Origin of the sequence: Peribacillus sp. S4 (assembly GCF_046715815.1) — a bacterium.
GTDB classification, from domain to species: Bacteria; Bacillota; Bacilli; order Bacillales; family DSM-1321; genus Peribacillus; species Peribacillus frigoritolerans.
Window position 1 is genome coordinate 594,449 of sequence record NZ_CP175708.1, and the last position, 23,824, is coordinate 618,272.

Annotated in this window: 17 protein-coding genes; 9 read left to right on the top strand and 8 right to left on the bottom strand. The window is 42.5% G+C overall.

Translation table 11 applies throughout. The annotated features are described in order from the left end of the window. Window positions 1-204: 204 nt before the first annotated feature. The 3 genes from ACJ9PY_RS02865 to ACJ9PY_RS02875 form a co-directional block, all read right to left on the bottom strand. On the bottom strand, window positions 205-1,125 hold the full coding sequence (locus tag ACJ9PY_RS02865) for a ketopantoate reductase family protein (RefSeq protein ID WP_411739450.1): 921 nt from the start codon (window positions 1,123-1,125) through the stop codon (window positions 205-207). A 147-nt stretch (window positions 1,126-1,272) separates the two neighbouring features. After that, the gene (locus ACJ9PY_RS02870; protein ID WP_063577450.1) at window positions 1,273-1,836 is read right to left on the bottom strand and encodes a 3D domain-containing protein; all 564 of its coding nucleotides are present in this window, start codon (window positions 1,834-1,836) and stop codon (window positions 1,273-1,275) included. A 647-nt stretch (window positions 1,837-2,483) separates the two neighbouring features. Beyond that, window positions 2,484-3,548 carry a M20 family metallopeptidase gene (locus ACJ9PY_RS02875; protein WP_411739451.1) on the bottom strand — a complete coding sequence of 355 codons (1,065 nt, stop codon included), beginning with the start codon at window positions 3,546-3,548 and terminating at the stop codon, window positions 2,484-2,486. 163 nt (window positions 3,549-3,711) lie between these two features. Here ACJ9PY_RS02875 and ACJ9PY_RS02880 point away from each other — a divergent pair, with 163 nt between their 5' ends. Then, on the top strand, window positions 3,712-4,218 hold the full coding sequence (locus tag ACJ9PY_RS02880) for a general stress protein (RefSeq protein ID WP_241590034.1): 507 nt from the start codon (window positions 3,712-3,714) through the stop codon (window positions 4,216-4,218). Window positions 4,219-4,268: 50 nt separating this feature from the next. Here ACJ9PY_RS02880 and ACJ9PY_RS02885 read toward each other — a convergent pair whose 3' ends face one another. From ACJ9PY_RS02885 to ACJ9PY_RS02895, 3 genes are all read right to left on the bottom strand, one after another. Beyond that, complete coding sequence (locus ACJ9PY_RS02885) at window positions 4,269-6,263, bottom strand: methyl-accepting chemotaxis protein (RefSeq protein WP_411739452.1); 1,995 nt, start codon at window positions 6,261-6,263, stop codon at window positions 4,269-4,271. Window positions 6,264-6,462: 199 nt separating this feature from the next. Next, window positions 6,463-7,929 (bottom strand): PH domain-containing protein, encoded by a 1,467-nt coding sequence (locus ACJ9PY_RS02890; protein WP_411739453.1) that lies wholly within the window; start codon window positions 7,927-7,929, stop codon window positions 6,463-6,465. Continuing rightward, a complete protein-coding gene (locus ACJ9PY_RS02895; protein WP_098865685.1) occupies window positions 7,929-8,423 on the bottom strand; it encodes a PH domain-containing protein in 495 nt (164 codons plus the stop codon). The genes ACJ9PY_RS02890 and ACJ9PY_RS02895 overlap by 1 nt, the downstream gene beginning before the upstream one ends. Before the next feature lie 235 nt (window positions 8,424-8,658). On the opposite strand from ACJ9PY_RS02895, the gene dacB reads away from it, so the two are divergent. The 3 genes from dacB to bluB all read left to right on the top strand — a co-directional run bounded on the left by dacB (window position 8,659) and on the right by bluB (window position 11,965). Beyond that, window positions 8,659-10,149: a D-alanyl-D-alanine carboxypeptidase/D-alanyl-D-alanine-endopeptidase gene (gene dacB, locus ACJ9PY_RS02900; RefSeq protein ID WP_250161121.1), complete on the top strand. Its 1,491-nt coding sequence runs from the start codon at window positions 8,659-8,661 to the stop codon at window positions 10,147-10,149. A gap of 477 nt (window positions 10,150-10,626) precedes the next feature. Beyond that, on the top strand, window positions 10,627-11,232 hold the full coding sequence (locus tag ACJ9PY_RS02905; protein ID WP_098865687.1) for a uridine kinase: 606 nt from the start codon (window positions 10,627-10,629) through the stop codon (window positions 11,230-11,232). Window positions 11,233-11,323: 91 nt separating this feature from the next. Further along, window positions 11,324-11,965, top strand: coding sequence for a 5,6-dimethylbenzimidazole synthase (gene bluB, locus ACJ9PY_RS02910; RefSeq protein ID WP_063577443.1), 642 nt, complete (start codon window positions 11,324-11,326; stop codon window positions 11,963-11,965). A 119-nt stretch (window positions 11,966-12,084) separates the two neighbouring features. On the opposite strand, the gene rpoN is transcribed toward bluB, so the two are convergent. Then, on the bottom strand, window positions 12,085-13,443 hold the full coding sequence (rpoN, locus tag ACJ9PY_RS02915) for an RNA polymerase factor sigma-54 (protein ID WP_098865688.1): 1,359 nt from the start codon (window positions 13,441-13,443) through the stop codon (window positions 12,085-12,087). A gap of 382 nt (window positions 13,444-13,825) precedes the next feature. Here rpoN and ACJ9PY_RS02920 point away from each other — a divergent pair, with 382 nt between their 5' ends. The 3 genes from ACJ9PY_RS02920 to ACJ9PY_RS02930 all read left to right on the top strand — a co-directional run bounded on the left by ACJ9PY_RS02920 (window position 13,826) and on the right by ACJ9PY_RS02930 (window position 18,341). Further along, window positions 13,826-15,151 carry an aspartate aminotransferase family protein gene (locus ACJ9PY_RS02920; protein WP_098865689.1) on the top strand — a complete coding sequence of 442 codons (1,326 nt, stop codon included), beginning with the start codon at window positions 13,826-13,828 and terminating at the stop codon, window positions 15,149-15,151. Between the two features lie 18 nt (window positions 15,152-15,169). Continuing rightward, complete coding sequence (locus ACJ9PY_RS02925) at window positions 15,170-16,603, top strand: aldehyde dehydrogenase family protein (protein ID WP_411740228.1); 1,434 nt, start codon at window positions 15,170-15,172, stop codon at window positions 16,601-16,603. A gap of 217 nt (window positions 16,604-16,820) precedes the next feature. Further along, a complete protein-coding gene (locus ACJ9PY_RS02930; RefSeq protein ID WP_063592217.1) occupies window positions 16,821-18,341 on the top strand; it encodes an aldehyde dehydrogenase family protein in 1,521 nt (506 codons plus the stop codon). Window positions 18,342-18,691: 350 nt separating this feature from the next. Here the strand turns inward: ACJ9PY_RS02930 and ACJ9PY_RS02935 are convergent, their stop codons facing one another. Next, entirely contained in the window at window positions 18,692-20,737 is a 2,046-nt protein-coding gene (locus ACJ9PY_RS02935) for a molybdopterin oxidoreductase family protein (protein ID WP_411739454.1), read from the bottom strand. A 157-nt stretch (window positions 20,738-20,894) separates the two neighbouring features. Between ACJ9PY_RS02935 and putP the strand changes: the two genes are divergently transcribed. Beyond that, window positions 20,895-22,364, top strand: coding sequence for a sodium/proline symporter PutP (putP, locus tag ACJ9PY_RS02940; RefSeq protein WP_034305814.1), 1,470 nt, complete (start codon window positions 20,895-20,897; stop codon window positions 22,362-22,364). A 375-nt stretch (window positions 22,365-22,739) separates the two neighbouring features. Beyond that, window positions 22,740-23,807 (top strand): ATP-binding protein, encoded by a 1,068-nt coding sequence (locus tag ACJ9PY_RS02945; RefSeq protein WP_262869727.1) that lies wholly within the window; start codon window positions 22,740-22,742, stop codon window positions 23,805-23,807. The last annotated feature ends 17 nt before the right edge of the window (window positions 23,808-23,824 follow it).

Below are 23,824 nucleotides of genomic sequence, written 5' to 3' on the forward strand. Positions count from 1 at the left end.
TATATGATAGCGCTTTCTTAACTTGATAATAGTGTAACAGAAGAAAGAATCAGAATATTCTTTTGGTGATATTGTTTTCTTTTTGTTCTTTTTGGTCTTGGGGATTTTGAATAACTGAAGAGGAATTAAAAGTGAAGATTAGGATATAAAGAGATTACTAAGCCGTAAAAAAAAATACCGGTGGAGCACCGGTATTGGCGAAAATCAATTTTCAAATGGTTTTATTAGTGCATATAGGGTTCCGATCACAGGAAGTTTCAAACCGACCTTGTCGGCTAGGCGCAGTGCACCGCCCTGTAAATGTTCCACTTCGAGGGTTAGGCCCTTCCGGCGGTCCTGGTGCATCGAAGAGGTGGATTCATCAGGTAAGCCTGCCATGTTTTCCAACGCTTGAGCAATATTCTCCACAGTAATTCCGACGTCATAAGCATTTGCAAGCTCCTTCATTTCAACAAGGACCTTTTCTAGCAATCCATTGGTTTCCGGGTATCTCCGTATCGTGCCGATAGGGAGGTTCGATGCTGTTGTCACACCGGAAAACGCGGTGATGAACATGTATTTGATCCACATCCTGATCAATATGTTTTCCGTTCTGCTTACCTTCATGATAGCTGATCCCGCCGCCTGTTCGAATTCATCACATATCTTTTTTTGTGACGGATGAAGCGGGCCATAGATTAAATCGTGATTTTCATTGGAGTGAATGACATGCCCTTTTTCATTAAGGGTGGCGATGATGAAGGCACTTCCCCCCAAGACGGCTTCATCGCCCAGCGCCTCCTGTAAAATGGATATATGCTCCAATCCATTCAAAAGCGGGAGAACCTTTGCGCCCTTTTCAACAAGCACCTTTAAATCTGTAAGGGTGCCTTGCAGATGCTGGCCTTTTACGGCGAGAATCACGAGGTCGACCTTTTCGATGTCATTTACATTCTCTGTGATATGAAGGTCGTTGAATTGGTAGTTTCCATGTGGGCTGGTTATGCTGATCCCGTTTTCCTTCAATTGTTTGGCGCGGTTTTTTCGGACAAGGTATTGAACATCCTGTCCGGCCTGCTGCAACCTGCCCCCAAAGTAGGAGCCCAGTGCCCCGGCCCCTATAATGACAATATTCAAAGCGCACACCTCTCTTTTGATTAAGATGTACTAATCATAACATTGACTGAAATTTCAGTAAATATTTCCGTTTGAAGGTCAACTGGCTGTTTAGATGTTAGTAAGAATGGGAAAAACAAAAGACCAGCCTGAAAGGTTTCAGGCTGGTGCTTATCATTATTTATAGATTTTTACTTTAACGGTTTTTCTGCCCCAATTGATAGCTTTTGAGTGAGAAGAGTAGAAGACGTCAATTTTATTCCCTTTGATTGCGCCGCCTTTATCTGCCGCAATGGCATCCCCGTATCCTTCTACATGAACTTTTGTTCCTAGTGGAATGACCTTAGGGTCGACCGAGATGGCTTTTACGTTAGGGTTTTTCTTTAAGTTAAGACCAGATGCTGTAATCCCGCTGCAGCCTTTGCAGTTCGCAGTGTAAGCTGTTGCCTTCACCGTGATCGTTTTATATTTCTTGGATGATGATGATGTTTTTGCTTTAGCTTTAGGTTTAGCAGAGGTCGATGTTTTCTTGACCTTTAAAACTTGTTTTGGATGGATGTTATCTTTTTTCAGGTTGTTCCAACTTTTGAGTTGATTGACTGTTATATTATGTTTATTGGCGATACCCCATAGTGTGTCGCCGCTTTTAACTTTGTATGTAGTAGTAGCAGCCGATGAAACTCCGGAAAAACTAAATACCAAAAAGAAAGCAGTGAATAGTGGAAGTAGTATTTTTTTCAAAATGAATAGTCTCCTTTGTTTTAAATCGTAGACTTAGAATAACAGGTCTTTATGACAATAATGTTTCGGTGGAATAGTAATTGTGTTACAAAAAGGTTTCCCTTGATAAATAAATGTAATATAAACTAGGTCAAAAGTACTTATCTGTTAAATGTAAATATATTATTTATTATGTCAGTATAAGCGTATTTTTGTTAAATAGTGTTGATGTAATGGCGTATCCTGTTTAATGAGGTAAAATATGGATGTAAAATCCCTGGTTTTAAAGTCCTGTATATTTTGTAAAAAAACAACGTAATATTAGACGATTGAATGCTGTTTATTTTAGTAGGAGAGGATATGCGGAACATGGAAAAAGCCGACATCTATGTGATGCCGGCTCAAACTGTAGACAAAATCGATGAAAATCGAGTTTGTCTAATTTTTTTGAGAGCTTGTTAAAATTCGAACATTGATTTCCACTCCAGGCACTCGCTTTCCGCGGGCGGTCCGGGAGACTCCTCGGCGCCTTTGCGCCTGTGCGGTCTCCCTTGGACGCGCTTTCCCCGCAGGAGTCTCGCACCTTTTGTTTCAATCAACTTTGTTTTTAAAATGTAGATAGACTTCCTTTTGTCTATATGTGATGCCGGCTTTTTTCATGATTTGGATTAATGTAAAGCAAATTCAGAAGCGAAATCGACCAGCATTTTTTGATAGACTGCTACTGATTCAAGATTGACGCATTCCCTATCTCCATGCCAGTTCTCGCCTTTTGGTCCGAATTCAATCGCTGGGATATCATATGCCGCAAAAAAGACGGTATCTGCGGAGCCATGTTGTCCGAAAATGACAGCGTCTTGCTTGGTGTTTCTTTCGATAATCGGTCGGAGCAAAGTGATGAATGGGTCTGACTCTTCGGTTTTTACAGGTTTACTGTACATATTAAGGTGAACATTTTTTCCTGTCACACTTTCGATCTGAGCAATGATATCTTCCATTGTTTGCGTAGGAAGATAACGAATATCAAGACTTAGCAAACAAGCATCCGGTACCTTATTATAGACATCCCCGCCTTTTATTTTTGCTAGATTAAGTGAAGGTGAAGAGTAAAGGGGAGTATGATCCCGGGTGAATGGAAGTTCCTTTATTTTTTGATAGAGATCATAGGCCTTTTCAATTGCATTCACACCTTCCCATGGACGGCTTCCGTGTGCAGATTTGCCGGATACTTCAATATCGAGACGGAGGGCACCCTTTGCCTGGAGTCCGATTCCCAATTGCGTCGGTTCAGCACAAATTACAAAGTCTCCCCGATAACCATGTTTCGCTAAATATCCGGAACAGTTCAACCCGCCAATCTCTTCATCCGATACGATCTGTAGCTGGATTTTTAATCCTAAGTCCTTATCTTTCAGTTCGGTAAATGCACACATCATCCCCGCAACCCCAGCTTTCATATCGGCTGTTCCGCGTCCATATAAATTTCCTTCATGAACCTCAGGGAAAAATTGATCCGGCGTACCGCTGACAACATCGACATGGCCATTCCAAATTAGGGTTTTATCTCCGCTGCCAATCTCGCTAACAAGCATTTTATAACCGTTATTTACGATCACATTCACGGTAAGTCCTTGATCTTTAAGCCAGTCCGTACAGTAATCTACCGCTTGGTTGGCTCCTTCTTTCGATGAACTGTCGATGGATACTAAATCTTTAAGTAACTCGATGAGCAAAAAGAAAACCTCCTAAAAATATGCATACTACTATTATATATACCCTTTCTGAGTAAGGGTTAACTCGAAAATATTTTCCTGTTAAATAACGTTTAGCATTTTCATCCCCTGGGGTATGTAAAGGGGGAGCGACAATTTACATTCTTTAAGGAGGATGATAGATATGGATAAACGTATAATTGGTGTATATGAAACTGGAGAAGAAGCCATAAAGGCTGTTGAGTCATTACAGGCCCAAGGGTATGATCGTGAAGATATTTCAGTGGTAGCTAAAGATAAAGAAGAATTAAATGCAGTGAATGAAGAAACGGGTACAAAAGTTGAAGAGGGGCTCGCAGCTGGTGCGGCGACTGGAGGCATTTTGGGCGGTGCTGCCGGATTATTGGCAGGTGTGGGTGCGTTGGCGATTCCGGGAATCGGGCCGGTACTGGCTGCTGGACCGCTTGCTGCAACATTAGCCGGAGCGGCTGTAGGCGCTGGAACAGGAGGATTGGCCGGTACATTAATCGGAATGGGTATACCTGAAGACGAAGCGAATCGTTATGAAGCGGATGTAAAGAGCGGCAAATTGCTTGTGTTAGTCGATTCGGATGCTAGAAAATCCAGTTCTTCTTACTCGGGAATAACCGAAACCGATGAAACGCTGACGAATGGCAGAAGAACTCTATAAGTCGTACTTTTAAAAAGGACGGATCCCTTAGGGGGCCGTCCTTTTTTTGATTAGAATGTGAATTTCTTTATTTCTTTGTGCATTTCCTGGGATAGGGCATCCAATTCACTAGCCAGGACATTTAATTGTTCCATGGAAGCATTCGTTTGTTCTGCGGAAGCTGATACTTCTTCAGTTCCTGCCGCAGTTTCCTGACTGATTGAATTTAATTTTTCTGCATTGCCCGCCATCCGTGTGACCTCGTTTACCATATCGTTCATCATCTCTTTTATTTCGTCAAAATTGCTGAATGTGGTCGTGATGATGGATGCAATGTGACTGAAAGCATTTTCCGTATCCGTTACAGAAGTATCCTGAAGATGGATTTTTTGATTGACTTGACCAATCAAATGAACGGTATTGGTTGTATCTGTTTGCATGGCTTGAATGATTTCAGAGATTTCTTTCAGTGATTTTTCCGTTTGTTCGGCCAATTTCTTCACTTCATCGGTAACAACAGCAAACCCTTTTCCGTGTTCACCAGCCCTCGCTGCTTCGATGGCAGCATTCAGGGCGAGTAAATTCGTTTGTCCTGCAATCCCTCTTATGGTTTTTACGATCGCACTGATATCATTGGATCGTGCATCCAATGATTTGACTGCCGTGCTCATCTTATTGGATATCTGGGACGTTTCATTGAATTGTTGTTTCAGGCCTTGTACTTGAGTGATTCCGTTTTCGGAAGCCTTGAACATATTTTCGGATTCCGTGGCCATTTTTCCCGTTTGCGCCTCAAGATCATTGATTTTGTCAGCCAATAGCTTCACGGCCATTTCGTTATTCTGCCCGACTTCGATTTGGTCTATGGCACCGGCTGCTATTTGTTCCATCGTCATGGCCACTTCGTTAGCTGCCGCTGAATTTTCATCGGCACTGGTTACTAGCGTCATGGAGGAATCCGATACTTTATCGGAAAGGTTGTTGACAACCCCTAACATATGACTCATATTCCTGGTCATTAAGCTGATATCTTCTGCAAGTTGGCCAATCTCATCTTTTCTGGAAATGGAATTCCAGGAGGTGAAATCGCCGTCAGCCATTTTCCGTATGGATTCCTGCAGCTTTTTAATGGGCTTCGTTAAAGAACGGGTGATGAAGATGGCAGATAGTGCAGTGACGGTAAAGACAATCAACAGTGTGATGACATTATCTATTATCATATGGCTTGCCCGGACTTTCACTTCATTTTCCTCCATTACCCCTGCTATTCTCCATCCGGTGGTAGGATTTGTGGCGTATCCGACGATCCGGCTTTGCCCTTCAAATTCCTCGATCATTGATCCGGATTCACCTTTCATTTTTTTGGAAATATTTTCCTTTGATATATCCTGTTGAATTTTTTCCTTGTCTGGATGTGTAACGAATGACCCTTTCTGATCAAGCAAAACCGTATAGCCCGTTTCGCCGAATTTCGTTTGATTGACCATCGTGATCAATGTATCGATTGAGGTGTCGACACCTAGCACGCCTATTAATTCATCACGATCATCATATATGGCCTTTGCTGCCGTAATGACAAGTTCATTCGTAGCCTGATCAGTATAAGGTTCCGTCCAAATGGTCTTGTTTTTTTGTTTTAATGCGGATTGATACCAATCCCTTTGTCTCGGATCGAAGTCAGCCGGCAAATCCGCTTTAGGGAATATTAATGTTTTTCCATCTTTCTCGGTGCCAAGGTATAAACCATTTATTTCAGAACTGCTTGACTGTGTATGGGAAAACTCATCCATTATGGATTCGGGGTTCTTATCATAAGTACCCATGATAGGATACTTGCTGATCCTATCCAATTGATTTTCCGTTTTTTGAAAGAAGGTCTCGAAAGAATCGTTCATTGACTTGACTTGCTCTTCCGTCGATCCGGTAATTTCCTGGGTCGTCAACTCGATACTATTTTTATAGCTCATGTAGGAAATGGCCATTCCGCTTATCATGATCAAAGCTAAAAAGGGAATCAATATTTGTTTTTTTAGCGAATTAAAATACCAGTCTGTCAGTCTTTTCATCTGTAAAATTCTCCTTATATACTTCTAATTAATTTTGACTTCTATTTGATATTTCGGTCTTCTTTCGCTTTTTTTGAAGGGATAAGTTAGAAAATTCCAATATTAATTTTGTCGTGAAGTGCAAAGGTGGGAAGGGGGTGGAATATAGTGGATAAAAAAAGAGCTGACTGCCATGGTCAACTCTTTCATTCATTGAATACTATTCGAATTGGATATTTTTTGTCCTGTCCATATACCATGTGTAAAACTCGTCTGCATATTCAACGGATACATCTTGGAGCTTTGTATGGTGTACAGGCTTGGAGCGGTTGATCGTTTCAATTGTGGCAAGCCCGAAAAACTTTTGCAGCTTCGAACGTTCCACCTCAATTTGAATGACCTTGCTTCTTTTGGTAATGAATAGTGATGTTTCCAAACTTCCGGATTTGAACTGAATGAACTCATCATTTAACAAGTAACGGCTATTTTTGTAATCCATTATTCTCAATGTATAAATGAGGACGAGTAGAATCAGCGAGATATACCATAGGGAGGGTTTGAAATAATAAATCGCCAATGTTGTGAGAATCCAGAAAAAGCTAGGTCGCAGCATTCGGATTTTGAAGGCCTGTTTCGATAGTGACCTCATTGATCGTTCCACTTTGTAAGCGGGTAAAATCTCTTCTACCATCCCATATGCCCGTTCAATTGATAAAAAGGGATAGAGGGTGTTCGTTCCCAGCTCTTCATCACCGGTGCTTCCTGCACTGATCAGTTTCACTTCTGCCAACCCCAGCACTCTTTTAATGATTGATTGGGTGATTTCGACTGCTTGTACTTTTTCTTTCCGAATGGAAAAAGCGGATTCATCCAGTACACCTTTCTTGATATATATGCGCTCGTGATCGGATGAAATTTCATATTTTCCATATTTAACGAATGTGGAAACGATTCCGAAGGCAACGGCGACACATATGAGGCCTGCAATAACGATGGTAATGATCCACCATGTATCCAATAACTTGGCAAGAAACCCTTCGGTGTTCTCCAAATCAATAAAATCATCGAGTGTATTATATAACGTAGCCAATATCGGGATAAGAGCCAGGAAACTGAGTGATGTAAAGGAAGCATTCAGCACATCATGTTTGCTAGGAGTGAAATGGATCGTTTTTTCAATGGCTGGTTCCATATCCTCAGCAATTCGTTCTTCGGAAATATCAATAACCGGAAGTTCCTGTTTTGAGGCATATTCCCCCTCAAGCCGTTCGGCTTCTTTTCGGGAAATCATCTCGAAAGGTACGCTACCCTGATCACCAGTCATCCCCGTTTCGAATGTTAAAGAGGTCAATCTGAAAATCTTATGAAATAACGTCGTGCGTTGCTGGACATTCTGAACCTTATGAAGCGGGACAGTTCGATACGATTTCGAGACAAGCCCTGAAGTGATGTATAAGGTACCTTCTTTGATTTGGTATTTGTATGTATACCATCTAAGGATGACAGAAATGACTTTCCAAACCAAATAAACTAGAAAGCCGATTTGGAGTACCTTCATATACATCTTTTCAGAACCGAAATTCAGGACATAAAGCATGATTATGAAAAATACATTTCCTTTCAGCAATTTCCAAAATTCGAAAGGGATTTTGAAAGGGTGTAATCGTTTTGCGTGTTCTTCCATCATTAATCCACTTCCTTAATTTTTGCGAAATGGGCAATTTTATCTCGTAATTCATACGCCTCTTTCTCGGGGATGGCCGGTATGTCATGAGAGTCGCCCATTGTTCCGATGCTTAGGGAATAAAGGTTGTATTTTCGCAAAAACGGTCCTTGGTTCAATTTGACGGATTGAACCTTCGTCATCGGAATGAGTTCATGCGTTTCACTCCAGGCTCCATGTTTTGTTTGAATGAATTCTTCGTTCACGTCGTATCGCCAATACTTTTGCAAAAGTATCGGTTCAATGAAGATGGACCAGATAGCATGGAAAAAAGATAATACGATAAGTCCGTTTAAAATCCATCCAATCCATTCTTTCCAAGTGAAATAATCATCAACAAATAATAGGAGGCTAAGGACGGCGAGGATAATGAGATTGGTAATGGCTTCAGTCATCCGCCACACCTTCACTGATTCTTTGGATATTTTCTTCGTTGGTGGCTGTATCTTGGAATACATATATTCACTCCTTACTATGTCTTTATACTTATACGGATTATGTTGCAAAAAAGTTCCCTATTAAAGGTATATGTATAGAAACTATGCAGCCGCATACCGTGGAGTGGCGGGCGAATAATCCTGCAGTTTCCCGAGTATGTATAAATAAGGAGCTTTCTAGTGGATCTTTTCTTTTTATATGACCGAATAATGGACAAGATAGAAGTGGTGAGTTTCTAGAGTGGGAGTGATAGGTTTGACGTATAAAAGGAAGTTGAGTTTTATATTCTTCCTGTTTTTGATTTGTTTTTTTAATGGAGAATCGATGCAGGCTGCAAATGATGATGGAAACCTAGGGCAGGAAATTCAACGAATATTGGAGCAATCGCCAGGATTGGCTGGGGCGTTGACGGGAATTTCCATCCGTTCAGCTGAAACGGGGGAAATGATTTATGAACGGGAATCACAAACGAGATTGCGGCCTGCTTCGAATCTTAAGCTTTTGACAGCAGCAGCCGCGCTGGAAACTTTAGGGGAAGATCATACTTTTCAAACGGAACTATACATAAAAGGAGTGCAGGTTGGCCATGTTCTGCAGGGCAATGTATACCTGAAGGGAAAAGGGGATCCCACATTATTGGAAAAGGATTTTGATGAGCTGGCAGCTTCACTGAAGCAAAGGCAAGTTAAGTTCGTTCACGGGGATCTTATAGGGGACGATTCTTGGTATGATGATGTTCGTTATTCTCAAGACTTAGTTTGGGGCGATGAACAGGAATATTACGGTGCAGCCGTTTCGGCTTTAACTGCTTCCCCGAATGAAGATTACGATACCGGTACCATCATCGTGGAGTTAGCTCCTGGGGAAAAGGCTGGAAAGAGGGCAACGGTAAAGCTGGAGCCTGAAACCGATCACGTGAAGGTCATCAACAAAACGAAAACTGTATCGGCAGATGCTAATAATAAGATTGAAATCGAACGGTCTCATGGCACACAAGTCATTACGGTGACCGGGACCATTCCGGAAGATGCCGAGGTGACCAAAGAGTGGGTCTCGGTGGAAGATCCCACAGAATATGCCTTGAGCCTATTTGAAAAATCAATGAAGGAACATGGAATTAAAGTGTTGGGAAAAAGGAAAAAAGGGAAAACGCCAGTAGGAGCGCATATGATTGCCACTCATCAGTCCATGCAGCTTTCACAGCTGCTTATTCCTTTCATGAAATTGAGCAATAACAGCCATGCCGAGGTTTTGGTGAAGGAAATGGGCAAAGAGGCAGATGGGGAGGGAAGCTGGAAGGATGGTTTGAAGGTTGCTCGAAATCAGCTGAAGAGTATGGGTCTCGATATGCAAACGATCATGATGCGTGATGGGTCTGGAATTTCCCAAGTCAATATGATTCCAGCGAATGAAATAACGAAGCTGCTGTATGCCATTCAGGAAAAAACGTGGTTTCCTGCTTACTTGAATGCTTTACCGATTGCAGGCAACGAAAATCGGATGGTGGGCGGTACTCTTAGAAAGAGGATGAAAGGGACACTTGCAGCCGGGAATGTCCGCGCGAAAACAGGGACAATTTCAGGTACGAGCTCCTTATCCGGTTATGTGACGACCAAAAGAGGGGAAAAAATCATATTTTCAATCATCTTGAATAATTTTGTAGAAGAAAAAGGCATTACGGCAATCCAGGATAAGATAGCCGTAATGCTCGCAGAACAGGAAAACCTATTGGGAAGCGGCCATTAGTATCCATGGAGGCTAAGTTGAAGTCAGGATCTGCGAGAAAGAGGTCGGTATCAGCCAAATCATTTTCTTCGCAAGTCCCAATTGGCAGCATAATGCCGCTAAGCCGTTTTATTTGCTGATCTGATCAGGTTTCAATCGCAGATCCGAATGGCGTATTCAAATCGATGGTCATTATATGACATTGCATCAAGTCGGCATTCGAACATTCGAAGGCCTTTCTCCGGTATATATGTCTATAACAAGAAGTTTTCAAGTCCATTACATGGAAAGTCTAGCCGTTTGATCGTAGACAGTTTCTCCATGAAGTGGAGGGAAAGGGGCCCTTTTCCTCCTCTGTTTCTTTAATCAGACATGAAGCTGGGGGCAAATTGGTTTTTATTCAATATCAGCACCTTCTTCTTATTTTTTAAATTATCCCCCTCAAGGAAGGAGTTTAAGGGAGGATTAATAGAAATAAGTATATAGGGGGGAATGCTTATGAACTTTCCAACACTTAATGGACAGTATACGATCAGCAGTCTTATAGCTGAAATTCACGAAATTTCCAAAAAACGCTCACTCTATATATTGGCTATAGATGGCCGGGGCGGATCTGGAAAAAGTACACTCGCTGCCCGTATCCAAGCAGAATGTCCAGGTAGCGTGGCCGTTCATATGGATGATTTTTATTTGCCGTCATCGGAAAGGGTTCAACTGCCTCCATCCCAAAAGCCTATCGGGGCGGATTATGATTGGAAACGGGTTTGTAACCAAATCCTAAAACCGCTTACAAAGGGGAAGGAAGCAAGATATCAAAGGTATGATTGGGAAACGGACACTATGGCCGAATGGCATGAAGTTGCTGCTGGGGGCCTTGTGATTATAGAAGGAACGTATTCAATCCGTAAAGAATTGGCAGGGTACCATGATTTCACGATTTGGGTAGAATGTCCCCGTGATCAGCGTTTGAAACGTGGCCTTGAGCGGGATGGTGAAGATGCGCGTCAAATGTGGGAGGATAATTGGATGGTTCATGAAGATCTCTATGTGGGAGTGCAAAGGCCTCAAGAAAGAGCGGATCTTGTTGTGGACGGAATGAGCTGAGCCAGCGGATATTTTAATTGTAAGGGTTTATCTATAAAATAGGTTGTATGTTTAGATAAATTTCCGGGGAGCCGGAAACAGGGGGGAAACTATGTTTACTAATGAAGAACAAGCTGCCGTATATAAAGCCATTTATAACCGTAGGGATATCAGGAGTTTTTTGCCAAAGCCCATTTCAAAGGATATACTCCGCAGAATTTTGGATGCTGCACATCATGCGCCGTCTGTAGGATTCATGCAGCCTTGGAGTTTCATCGTGATTTCGTCTCAGGAAACCAAGAACAGTTTGGCATGGGCAGCGGATAAAGAAAGAAGGGCCCTCGCCATTCATTATGAAGGAGGTAAAGAAAATAAGTTTCTTAGTTTGAAAGTGGAAGGGTTAAAAGAAGCACCGTATACAATTTGTGTTACATGCGACCCGACACGGGGGGGCTCCCATGTTTTAGGGAGGAACTCCATTCCGGAAACCGATATCCTATCCACTGCCTGCGCCATTCAAAATATGTGGCTGGCTGCCTATGCGGAAGGATTGGCAATGGGATGGGTAAGCTTTTATAAGAAAAATGATATTCGTGATATTTTGGAGATTCCGCCGCATATAGAACCTGTTGCACTCCTGTCGATTGGCTATACGGATCAATATCCGGATAAACCCATTCTTGAACTTGCTAATTGGGAAAAAAGAAGGCTGATGGATGAACTTATTTTCGAGGATAAATGGGGGAATAAATAAACCGATATATTATGATTCCAAAACTGTTTATTAAGCCCCTGGTTCAGGGGTGGAAAATATAGAAGACTCTTACAATAGATTCTCATTTGTAAGAGTCTTCTTAAAAATTCGGTTTGATTTTAAAATCTGCGCCGTTTTGAAGATCCAGGTATACCGAGGTCTTCACGGTATTTTGCAATAGTGCGGCGGGAGATCTTCGTCCCTTCATTTTCGAATATTTGACAAAGTTTCTGATCTGAAAAAGGCTTTATTTTATCTTCATCGGCAATCAGGACCTTTATTTTTTCTTTGATGGTGGCCGTTGATTCGGTTGCTGGGCTGTTCACGCGATGTAACCCTCTAGTAAAGAAGTTCCTTAGTTTAAAGAGGCCATGCGGCGTCTGGATATATTTATTGCTCGTAGCCCTGCTGATCGTTGATTCATGAAGCTGAAGTTTTTCCGAAATATCCTTCAGTGTCATAGGTTTTAATCCTGTAATTCCCTTCATGAAAAACTCATGCTGCTCCTCCACGATTGACGCGGTCACTTTGTAAAGCGTCATTTGCCTTTGTTCGAGCCCCTTTAACAGTAATTGGGCATCATTTATGTGCCCTTTTATATAATCTTTAGCTGGATTAACGGAATTGATGGCGACGTGGTTCTTGTAGTAAGGATTGATGGAAAGTTTAGGTGTACAGCTATCGTTGACCGTTATCAGAAAACCTTCTTTATCTTTTTCCACGTAAACGTCCGGAACGATGTAATGAGTCATATCATCGGAAAAGTGACTGACAGGACGCGGGTTTAACGTACGGATGAAATCCGAGGCCTCTTGTACTTCCTGAACGGTCACTTGGTGAAGGGCGGCAATTTTCCTGTAGCGTTTTTCTGCTAAATCTTCTAAGTGCTTTTTAACGATCTTATACGCCAATTCATTGTGATTCTCATGCTCACGCAGCTGAATGAGTAAACAATCGGCCAGATCTTTAGCACCGACTCCAATTGGGTCAAGGGATTGCAATATTTGAATCATATTTTCGATTTCTTCCACGGGTACGGAAAAATGCGAAGCAGTCCAATGGACATCCAATTCTAGAAATCCATAATCATTTAAGTTTCCAATCAAAAATTGGAGAATCTTCTTTTCAAATGCATTCAATGAACTTAGTAAACTCAATTGTTCCAGTAAATGCCTTTCAAGTGTTTCTGTGCTGACTGAATGATTGTTGATAGGGTTGTAATCATTGTCTCCGTTGAAACCTTTACTTTTAGAGGAAGAACCGCGTATCTGAGAATTTATTTTATTTGTACGAATACTGTGCGATGAGGGGGGTTCTTTAAAGCTAATTTCGAGAACGGGATTTTCGTAAGCCTGTCGGTTCAGGAAATCTATCAGTTCATGGGTGGAATATTGAAGGATATTGATCGATTGCTGTAATTCAGGGGTTAATGACAACTTCAAGGTTTGTTTTTGGTACAGTTCAAATCCTACCTGCATATATATCAACTTCTTTCATTTAGATTAACATAGCGGCTCAAAAGGAATGAAAAAATATTAACATGATAATAATACAAATCTTCCGAAAATTCAACATTGTGTGTCAGGTTTTGTAACATCAATTAGAAATAAAGAGGGGGATTCGAAAAAATGCTTGTCATTCAGTAGTTAATCAAATAAATGGGAGTTGATTGATTCGAATGTGAATCAAATGATTTATATGTGAATCAACACATGCTCCTATTGATTTATATATGAATCGTTTTAACTTGAATACCTTTAATATCAGGCCCATATAATTTGGCATGCATCTTGCTACATCTATAAATATAAAAATAAACTAGCTTGAAAAAATCCATTACATGAGAAGGGTGTTTTTTACATGATTAAAGAGACTACGAGTATTCAGGAATTAATCGATTTGGATAAAAAGCATTTTATTCATCCGACCACGGCAATCGAACAGCAGCAGGCAGATGGTCCAAGTTTCATCTTTAAGGAAGGGAAGGGAATATATCTTACGGATGTCACGGGCAGGACTGTCATTGATGGCATGGCTTCACTTTGGAATGTGAATATTGGACATGGACAAGAAGAGATGGCTGAAGTCGCGAAGGAACAAATGGCCAAATTAGCTTTCACCTCAAGTTTCGCCACTTTCAGCAATGAGCCGGCAATCCGTTTGGCGGCCAAAATCGCATCCATCGCGCCTGGGGATTTGAATGCAGTTTTCTTCACTTCAGGTGGATCGGAGTCGAATGATACGGCGATCAAACTTGCTCGTCATTACTGGCTTTTGAAAGGGCAGCCTAATCGTCAAAAAATCATTTCCCGCTCGAAATCCTATCATGGAGTGGCAATGGGAGCTACAAGTGCGACTGGCCTGAAGCCGTTCAGGGATTTCACGAATTCAATCGCACCTGATTTTTATCATGTGGACGGTTCCTCCATTGAGGAGTTGCGTAAGGTCATAGAACAGGAAGGACCGGAAACGATTGCGGCCTTTATCGCTGAACCGATTCAAGGGGCCGGTGGCGTGAACCTTCCTCCTGAAGGCTATTTTAAGGAAGTAAGGGAAATTTGTGATGAATACGGCATTTTGATGGTGACGGATGAAGTCATTACAGGTTTCGGAAGAACAGGGACTTATTTTGGGATTGAACACTTTGGTGTTGTGCCTGACATGATGTGCTTTGCAAAAGGTGTGACGAGCGGATATGCACAGTTAGGCGGGGTCGTCCTGAATGATAAGTTGCATCAGGATTTTATTGCCCTTTCAAAAGGTACGCTTTTACACGGCTACACATACAGTGGCCATCCGATGGCATGTGCGGTTGCTTTGAAAAATATTGAAATAATTGAACGTGAAAACCTTATAGAAAACTCGAAACAGCGTGGTGAAGAGTTGCTTGCCGGCTTTAAGAAGCTCCAAAGCAAACATCCGATTGTTGGTGATGTGAGGGCACTTGGACTAATTGGGGGCATCTCCATCGTAAAGGACAAACAAACAGGTGAAGGCTTTGAGACACAGCTTGCTCCAAGACTTGTTGCTGAAGCTGCGAAGAATGGTTTGATTTGCCGTTCAGTTACGTTTGATCAAGATACACTCGTATTCGCACCGCCTTTAATCATTACTAAAGCAGAAGTCGAAAGAATGATTGAAATCCTTGATGAGACATTTACTGCAGTCGAAAAAGAAATTTTATAAGAGGTGAAAGTGATGGTCATGACGGAAACGCTGAAAAAGAAATTATACATTAATGGTAAATGGCAAGAAGCTGAAAAGTTCACGACACTAAAGTCCCCATATAGCGGGGAGGTCCTAGCGGAGATTCCCTCGGCAAGCCTTGAAGATGTCGAGTTGGCCATAGAATCAGCCTATCAAGCTAGAAAAACGATGGCAGCTTTACCTAGTCATAAACGCGCTGCCATACTTGAAAAGCTTGCGAGCCTTTTGGAAAGCCGCAAAGATGAGGCAGCTGAAATTATTGCAAAAGAGGCAGCGAAACCGATTAAAACGGCAATGGTTGAAGTATCCCGGACGATTGCCACATATAAATTTGCAGCAGAGGAAGCAAAAAGGATTCATGGAGAAACATTGACGATGGATGCCACAGCTGACGGAGAAGGAAGGATAGGATACACGGTCCGTGAGCCTCTAGGCGTTGTGGGTGCGATTACGCCATTTAATTTTCCGATGAACCTGGTTGCCCATAAAGTGGGCCCGGCCATTGCTGCCGGAAATACACTCGTCCTGAAACCTGCGAGCCAAACACCGCTATCTTCACTATTTCTTGCTGAATTATTGGCCGAAACGGATTTGCCGGCAGGTGCGTTTAATTTAGTTACTGGAAGCGGTTCGGTAATCGGTGATAAATTAGTCACCGATTCACGGGTGAAGAGCATCTCATTTACAGGAAGTCCGGCTGTAGGAATCGGGATCCGTAATAAGGCCGGGTTAAAGAAAGTGAGTCTTGAACTAGGTTCGAATGCGGCTGTCATCGTGGATAAAGGGATCGATATTGATAAAATCATCCAACGCTGTGTATCGGCAGCATTCGCTTTTCAAGGGCAGGTCTGCATTTCCTTACAGCGCGCTTATGTTCATGAAGAGGTGTATGATGAGTTCGTCAAAAAATTCACGGAAGCAACGAATGGCTTGAAACTGGGAGATTCTTTGGACCCGTCTGTGGATATTTCAGCATTGATCAGCGCCGGGGATGTACAGAGAAGCCTGGATTGGATCAGTGAAGCTAAACAACACGGGGCGATAGTTGCAGCAGGAGGTAAATCTGAAGGTAATATCCTGCATCCCACTGTGTTGCTGGAAGTGGATGCCATGCTTAAGGTATCTTGCCAGGAGGTCTTCGCTCCAATAGTTTTGATCAATAAGGTTTCTTCCGTGGAGGAAGCGATTGACTTTGTCAATGATTCCGAATTCGGATTGCAGGCCGGGATTTACACAGAAAATATCAATCTAGCTCTTTCTGCCGCAGAAAAATTGGAAGTCGGCGGTGTCATTATTAATGATATCCCAACTTACCGTGTTGACAACATGCCATATGGCGGAGTCAAAAAAAGCGGGACTGGGCGCGAAGGATTGAAATATGCCATTGAAGAAATGACGGAAATGAAATTGGTCATTATTAATCGGAATTAATCAGAAGAGAGGTGAGCAGCTGCTCATCTCTTTTTTCTGTGAAACTTGGAAGAAGTTTTGCCTATGAGTTATGCAAAAATGAATAGGTAATTCACGACTGAATTTAAATATGACAGGAAAGGGCAAAAAAACGTGAGTTACCTAAAATTTCAAACTGGCATGAATCTTGCTCATATTTATATATAGGTAGATAACTTAAAACAGAGGAGGAAATTACATGCAGGAAACTTTGCAAAATAATACGAAAAAAGAAGGAACGGGAGCATTGGACTTAAAGATGTTCATCAATGGGGAATGGGTGAATTCGACTTCGGGTGAGAAGAGGGATGTATTGAATCCGGCCACGGGGGAAGTTATTGCCAAAGCAGCGGAAGGAACACAGGAAGATGTGGATGCAGCGGTCGAGGCAGCAAAATATGCTTTCTATGAAGGTGGTTGGTGGGGAACTCCTGCCGTCGAAAGAGCTCGCATTTTATTCAAAATAGCCGACAAGATAGAAGAAAAAGCTGAAGAACTAGCTGCGTTGGAAACATTGGATAATGGGAAACCATTGCGTGAGGCTCGTTTTGATATAGCTGATTCGGCAGCATGTTTTAGATATTATGCAGGATTGGCCACAAAACCGACAGGTCAGACTTTTGAAGTTCCTGACGGCCAGCAAGCGATGGTCGTAAGGGAACCGATCGGTGTATGCGGGCAAATCGTTCCTTGGAATTTCCCACTAATGATGTCAGCCTGGAAACTTGCTCCGGCGCTTGCTGCAGGAAATTCCGTTGTGTTCAAACCATCTGAGATCACTCCGGTGACGGCGGTCAAACTATTTGAAATCATGGATGAGGTAGGATTGCCAAAAGGTGTCGCGAATCTTGTGTTAGGAGCGGGGCCAGTTGTCGGACAAGCCATTGCAGAGCATGAGGAAATCGATAAAGTAGCCTTTACAGGAGGCACGGCAACAGGACGTAAGATCATGGAGGCTTCGCTGGGTAACCTAAAGAAAGTCACATTGGAGCTCGGCGGCAAATCGCCTAATATCGTATTTGCGGATTCTGACTTTGAGACTGCAGTTGATTATGCTCTATACGGGATTTTCTGTAATCAAGGACAAGTGTGCTCAGCAGGATCCCGTTTACTATTGGAAGAGTCCATTTACGATCAGTTCATTGCAAGTCTTACTGCGAAGGCGAAAAAAATCAAAGTAGGTTCAGGTTCTGATGAAAACAGCCAGATGGGACCTATCGTTTCAGAAGCCCATATGAACAAAATATTATCATATATCCAAATCGGAAAAGAAGAAGGTGCCAAATTAATCGTCGGTGGAAATCGAATTAAAGAAGAAGGCATGGATAAAGGTTACTTTGTCGAACCTACTATTTTTGTTGATACGACACCGGATATGCGGATTGTACAGGAAGAAATTTTTGGACCGGTGCTTGTCGTTCAAAAGTTCAAGGATGAAGCGGAAGCTCTTCGACTTGCCAATGATACGAAATATGGTTTAGCGGGAGCGGTGTTCACGAATGATATCTCAAAAGCGTACCGTGTCATTAAAAAAGTGCGTGCCGGCATCACGTGGATAAACTCATATCATCCGACTTATAACGAAGCTCCTTGGGGAGGGTTCAAGCAAAGTGGAAATGGACGCGAACTGGGAACTTTCGGTTACGAAGCTTACACTGAAGTGAAGCAAATAAATAATAACTTGGATATCCAGCCAACAGGCTGGTTTGATGAAGAGTAAATAGCTTGACGAAAAAAGGCTGTTCCTTGGGGAACAGCCTTTTTTCTATGGAATCTATAATCCGAGAATCGCAGATAAAAAGCCGAAATCGGAGATATCATCCGAAAATCACAGATATAATTCTAGAACCGCAGTTATATAATCCGGAATCGGAGATAAAATCCGAGAACCGCAGATAAAAAGCCGAAATCGGAGATATAATCCGAGAACCGGAGATATATCATCCGAAAATCACAGATATAATTCTAGAACCGCAGTTATATAATCCGGAATCGGAGATAAAAATCCGAAAATCGCAGATATAATTCGAGAATCGCAGATATAGTTATAGATTGCTAAACACTTCTTTACTATTGTTGGACTTTTTCAAGATCAACCCGTCCTGAAAAGAAAACGGCGCCATTACCCATATCCGCGAGGCGATCTGGGGTAAGGGAATTGATGTGTTGCTTTGTTTCGGGCGTATTCTGCCACAAGCCTTGGCTGACAAGAACGCCTGGTAACACATTTTCACCGGGAGCAGCGGTAAGCAAGCATTCACCGCGACCGTTCCAGATTCTAACCATATCTCCGGCGGCTATCCCCATTGTTTTGGCATCAGCGGCATTCATGTGCAGTTTCGGTTCCTTTTCCATGGAGATATGTTTGGCATTATTAGAAAAGGTTGAATTCAAGAAATTGTGATTAGGTGCCGGAATGAATAAAAATGGCAGGTCGCTGTCTTTTATGATAGGCGTATATGTGGGCAATGGCTCGAATCCATCCCGCTTCATCCGTTCGGAATAAAGTTCGATTTTACCGCTTGGTGTCGGGAGTTTGCCTGGGGACATCGGCTGCATTTTGGCTTTGACAAATTGATTCCTTGAAAGGGAGTCATAGGTGATGCCTTCCAAATGCGGGTTGTCGGGAAAATCCAGAGCCTGCCGTATCATATCTTCCTCTGAATCTCCAAATGCTTGTTCCCCAAATCCCATTCCAGCAGCCAACAGTTTGAACAATTCAACATTCGATTTCGATTCGCCATATTTTTCGACTACAGGTTTTTGTATTTGGACGTAATTATGCCAATATGAATTATAAAAATCCTCCGTTTCATAAGATGACGTGGCAGGAAGGACGAGGTCGGCAAACATGGCCGTTTCGGTTAAGAATAGATCATGTACCACTGTGAATAGATCTTCCCGCATTAGACCTTCCTGCACCTTATTTGCATTCGGAGCGACAAGTGCTGGGTTGGAGCCGTATACAAACATAGAGCGAATCGGGTTTTCTTTTTCCATAAGAGCTTGGCCGATTTGGTTCATATTAATGGTCCGGGTAGCTTTATTTCGCAATAAATCAGGACGTCTTAAGGCATTTATATTAAAGGCCAGATATCCTGAATTCCCTTTGATGGCTCCGCCGCCTTCCTCCATCCATTGGCCGGTAAGGGCAGGCAGGCAGGCAATGGTACGTACCGCCATGCCTCCATTGTCATGGTGCTGCAGGCCATTGCCTATCCGAACGAATGATGGGCTTGTGGTGCCATACATCCTGGCAAGTTCATATAAGTCATCAATGGGAACGCCAGTTATCGTGGAGACGGTCGCAGGGTCATATTGGCGGACATGTTCGCGCAATTCAGCAGCACCCACTGTGTATTCATCGAGAAAGGGCTGGTCGACTAGATTCTCGGCATAAAGAATATGCATTAATCCGAGGGCAAGTGCACTATCGGTGCCAGGCAGAATCGGAATGAACCAATCTGCCCACTTGCCAGTTTGGTTTTTATGAACGTCAATGACAACTACTTTGGCCCCGTTTTTTCGGGCTTGCTGGGCAAGCGTCACTTGGTGCATATTTGTGCTCACAGCGTTGATGCCCCACATGATGAATAGCTTCGTATGGATCGTTTCTTCTGGATCGATGCCGAATGAACCACCCATTGTATAGCTGTATCCGACTGAGCCTGCCGCATTACAGATGGAACGCTCGAGCATGCTTGCGCCGAGTTTGTGGAAAAAGCGGCGATCCATCCCCTCGGCGCTGAGGTTGCCCATGTTTCCGTAAAAGCTGTAAGGAAGTATGCTTTCCGGTCCATGCATTTCGATCAAGTCTTTCCATTTGGAAGTGATTGTGTCAATGGCCTCTTCCCAGCTGATTGGAACGAAATTCCCTTTTCCTTTCGGACCGATGCGCTTTAATGGCTGTTTTAAGCGATTGGGGTCATATAGGCGGGCAGTCATGTTGCGGACTTTGTTGCAAATATTCCCTTTTGTGACTGGATGATCAGGGTCTCCTTGAACTTTAATGATTTTCCCATCTTTTTTGTGCAGCAGTAAACCGCATTGATCAGGACAGTCAAGAGAACAAACAGAGGGAAAGACTCCATCTGGCTGATTGATATAGGATTGCATGGCGTATTCCTCCTAAATGATTTATTCTAATAAAATGAATTTTCTTACTTATATTGAAAGTGAAATCGTTGAAAGGTGCAAGAACTTCTTAACATATGTTTTTTTTTCTGATAAGCTTACAAGATGAAAATTAACCTATAAATAGGAGGATTCATTTTTGGAATATGGAATTATAATATCAATTGCAATATACATGGCAGGTATGCTTTTAATTGGTTATTTGGCCTATCGGAAAACGGCTAACTTAACCGATTACATGCTTGGCGGCCGGAACTTGGGGCCGGCTGTAACGGCATTGAGTGCAGGGGCTTCCGATATGAGCGGCTGGCTGTTGATGGGTCTTCCTGGTGCGATGTACATAAGCGGGTTGAGTGCTGGCTGGATTGTCATCGGCCTGTGTGCAGGCTCTTATTTAAACTGGTTATTCGTGGCACCAAGGCTTCGGACATATACGGAAATTGCCGGCAATTCGATTACGATTCCCGACTTTTTGGGAAATCGGTTTAAAGATGGCTCCCGCGTCTTAAAAGTGGTATCAGCATCGGTCATTTTAATTTTCTTCACCTTTTATACCTCTTCAGGCATGGTGGCAGGCGGTGAGCTTTTCCGTACGGCTTTCAATTTAGATTACCGGTGGGGTATCTGGCTGACGGCAAGCGTTGTTATTCTTTATACATTATTTGGCGGATTCCTGGCTGTCAGCTGGACGGACTTTGTACAAGGTACAATCATGTTCATTGCCTTAATTCTAGTACCAGTTGTCACGATTGTAAATATTGGGGGCTGGGATCCCACCTTCAATGAAATAAAATCGATTAACCCGAATTTATTGCATGTTTTTGAAGGAACATCAACCATTGGCATCATATCTCTTCTGGCATGGGGGCTTGGTTATTTCGGGCAGCCTCATATAATCGTCCGCTTCATGGCGGTCTCATCTGTTAAAGAATTGAAAAGTGCACGGCGAATCGGCATGGGATGGATGATTTTTGCTATTGTTGGAGCGATGTTCACCGGATTGGTGGGGATAGCATATTTTAACCTGACAAATAGTCCTTTAGGGGATAGGAATGCTGAGTCCGTCTTCATCATATTAGCTAAAGAACTGTTTCCATCTTTAATTACAGGCTTCTTGTTGGCTGCGATTTTAGCAGCGGTCATGAGTACGATTGCATCACAGCTGTTAGTATCGGCAAGTGCTCTGACAGATGATTTCTATAAGCAGTTCATTCGGCCGAACGCATCTGATAAGGAATTAGTGCTGGTAGGTCGGTTTGGCGTATTGGCGATATCTGCCATTGCCCTATTATTGGCTTTTAATCCAAGCGGTACGATCCTTAAATTGGTTGGTTATGCATGGGCTGGTTTTGGAGCGGCATTCGGTCCTGTCATTTTGTTAAGCCTGTACTGGAAACGGATGACGAAATGGGGAGCCTTGGCGGGAATGATTGTCGGTACGGCAACCGTGATCGTCTGGGATATGATCGATAGGTTTGCTGAAATATACGAAATCATTCCTGGTTTCATCGCTGGTTCAATAGCGGTGGTCGTTTTCAGCTTACTATCGGCCAAGCCTACAAAAGATATCGAAGAAGAATTCAATCAAGCCATTAAAGACCTCTCTTGATTTATTGAAAATCCAGTAGTAATGCTGCTGGATTTTTTAACGATATAAAACAATGATTACTATATATATGTTACAATATCGATAGAGTCCTTATGTTGAAAACATGAGGGCTTTTTTTGAGTGATTTGGGAATAATAAACCAAAAAACAATACAAAGGAAAAAATATGAACCAATCTCATAAAATTGCATGTAAAGTGGCTTTTATATATATATTCATTGGGGTCTTATGGATTATCATTACGGATTACATCTCTATGACGCAGGCAAGGTCAGATGTTCAGATATATGCAATGTTTCAACATTCCAAAGGGTGGATGTTCATATTCATAACCGGACTTTTCCTGTACTTCATAATCAGGTATTGGACGGGGAAAATGCTGAGGTCCCAACAGGAATTCATTCTGAAGGATGAACAGTATCGGTCGCTGTTCAAGCATAACCCGGATTGTGTCCTTGAGCTGAATCTCGAAGGAAATGTCGTTTCGATAAACCCAGAAGCGGAAAAACTGTTAGGTCATCATAGTGACAATTTGAAAGGCAAGAATGCGAATCATCTCATCAACTGGAATGAAAGTGATAAAGTAGCTGAATTCTTTCTACAGTCCCTTCAAGGGGAGGCTGTAAAATTCGAAACGACCATTCAGAATAGCAGTGATGAACAACGGATAATCCGTGTAACTTTTTTACCGATCATCGTCCACTCGGAAATGCTTGGAGTATATGCCATCGTAAGGGATATCACCGAATTGCGGCGCGAAGAGGAATTGATGATCATGTCTGAAAAGCTATCTGTTATCGGACATCTGGCTGCAGCCGTCGCACATGAGATAAGGAATCCGCTGACATCGTTAAAAGGATTCGTACAGTTAATGGATATGACCCAGGAAGTGAACCCGCTGCATTCTGATATCATGTTGAAGGAAATTGACCGAATCAATATTATCTCAAGTGAACTATTGGTTCTCGGGAAGAAGCAGGATGTCGCATTCTGCAGGATCGATCTTGCCGACAGTTTACAACAGGTATTCACGTTGATGAAAGCAGAAACGAATTTGAATAATATCGAAATGGGGCTAAGGATTAAAACCGCCGAACCGATTTATATTATGGCTGATTCAATTGAACTTAAACAGTTGGTAATCAATATCGTCAAGAACAGCATTGAAGCGATCGAAGATAATGGGGAAATTGATATATCGCTGCAAATCATCGATGGACATGCTGTAGTCAGCGTGAGTGACAATGGCATGGGAATGGGACCCGAGCGCCTTGAACGGATTGGTGAACCTTTTTACTCGACGAAGGAAAAAGGTTCAGGGATCGGGCTTGCAATTTGCCGGAAAATCGTTCATCGCCTTCACGGGGAAATGGATTTTGAAAGTGAGATAAACAAAGGGACGACGGTTACAATTCGTATTCCATTGGCTACTGGACAAGAATAAATGGTACTATGAAAGAT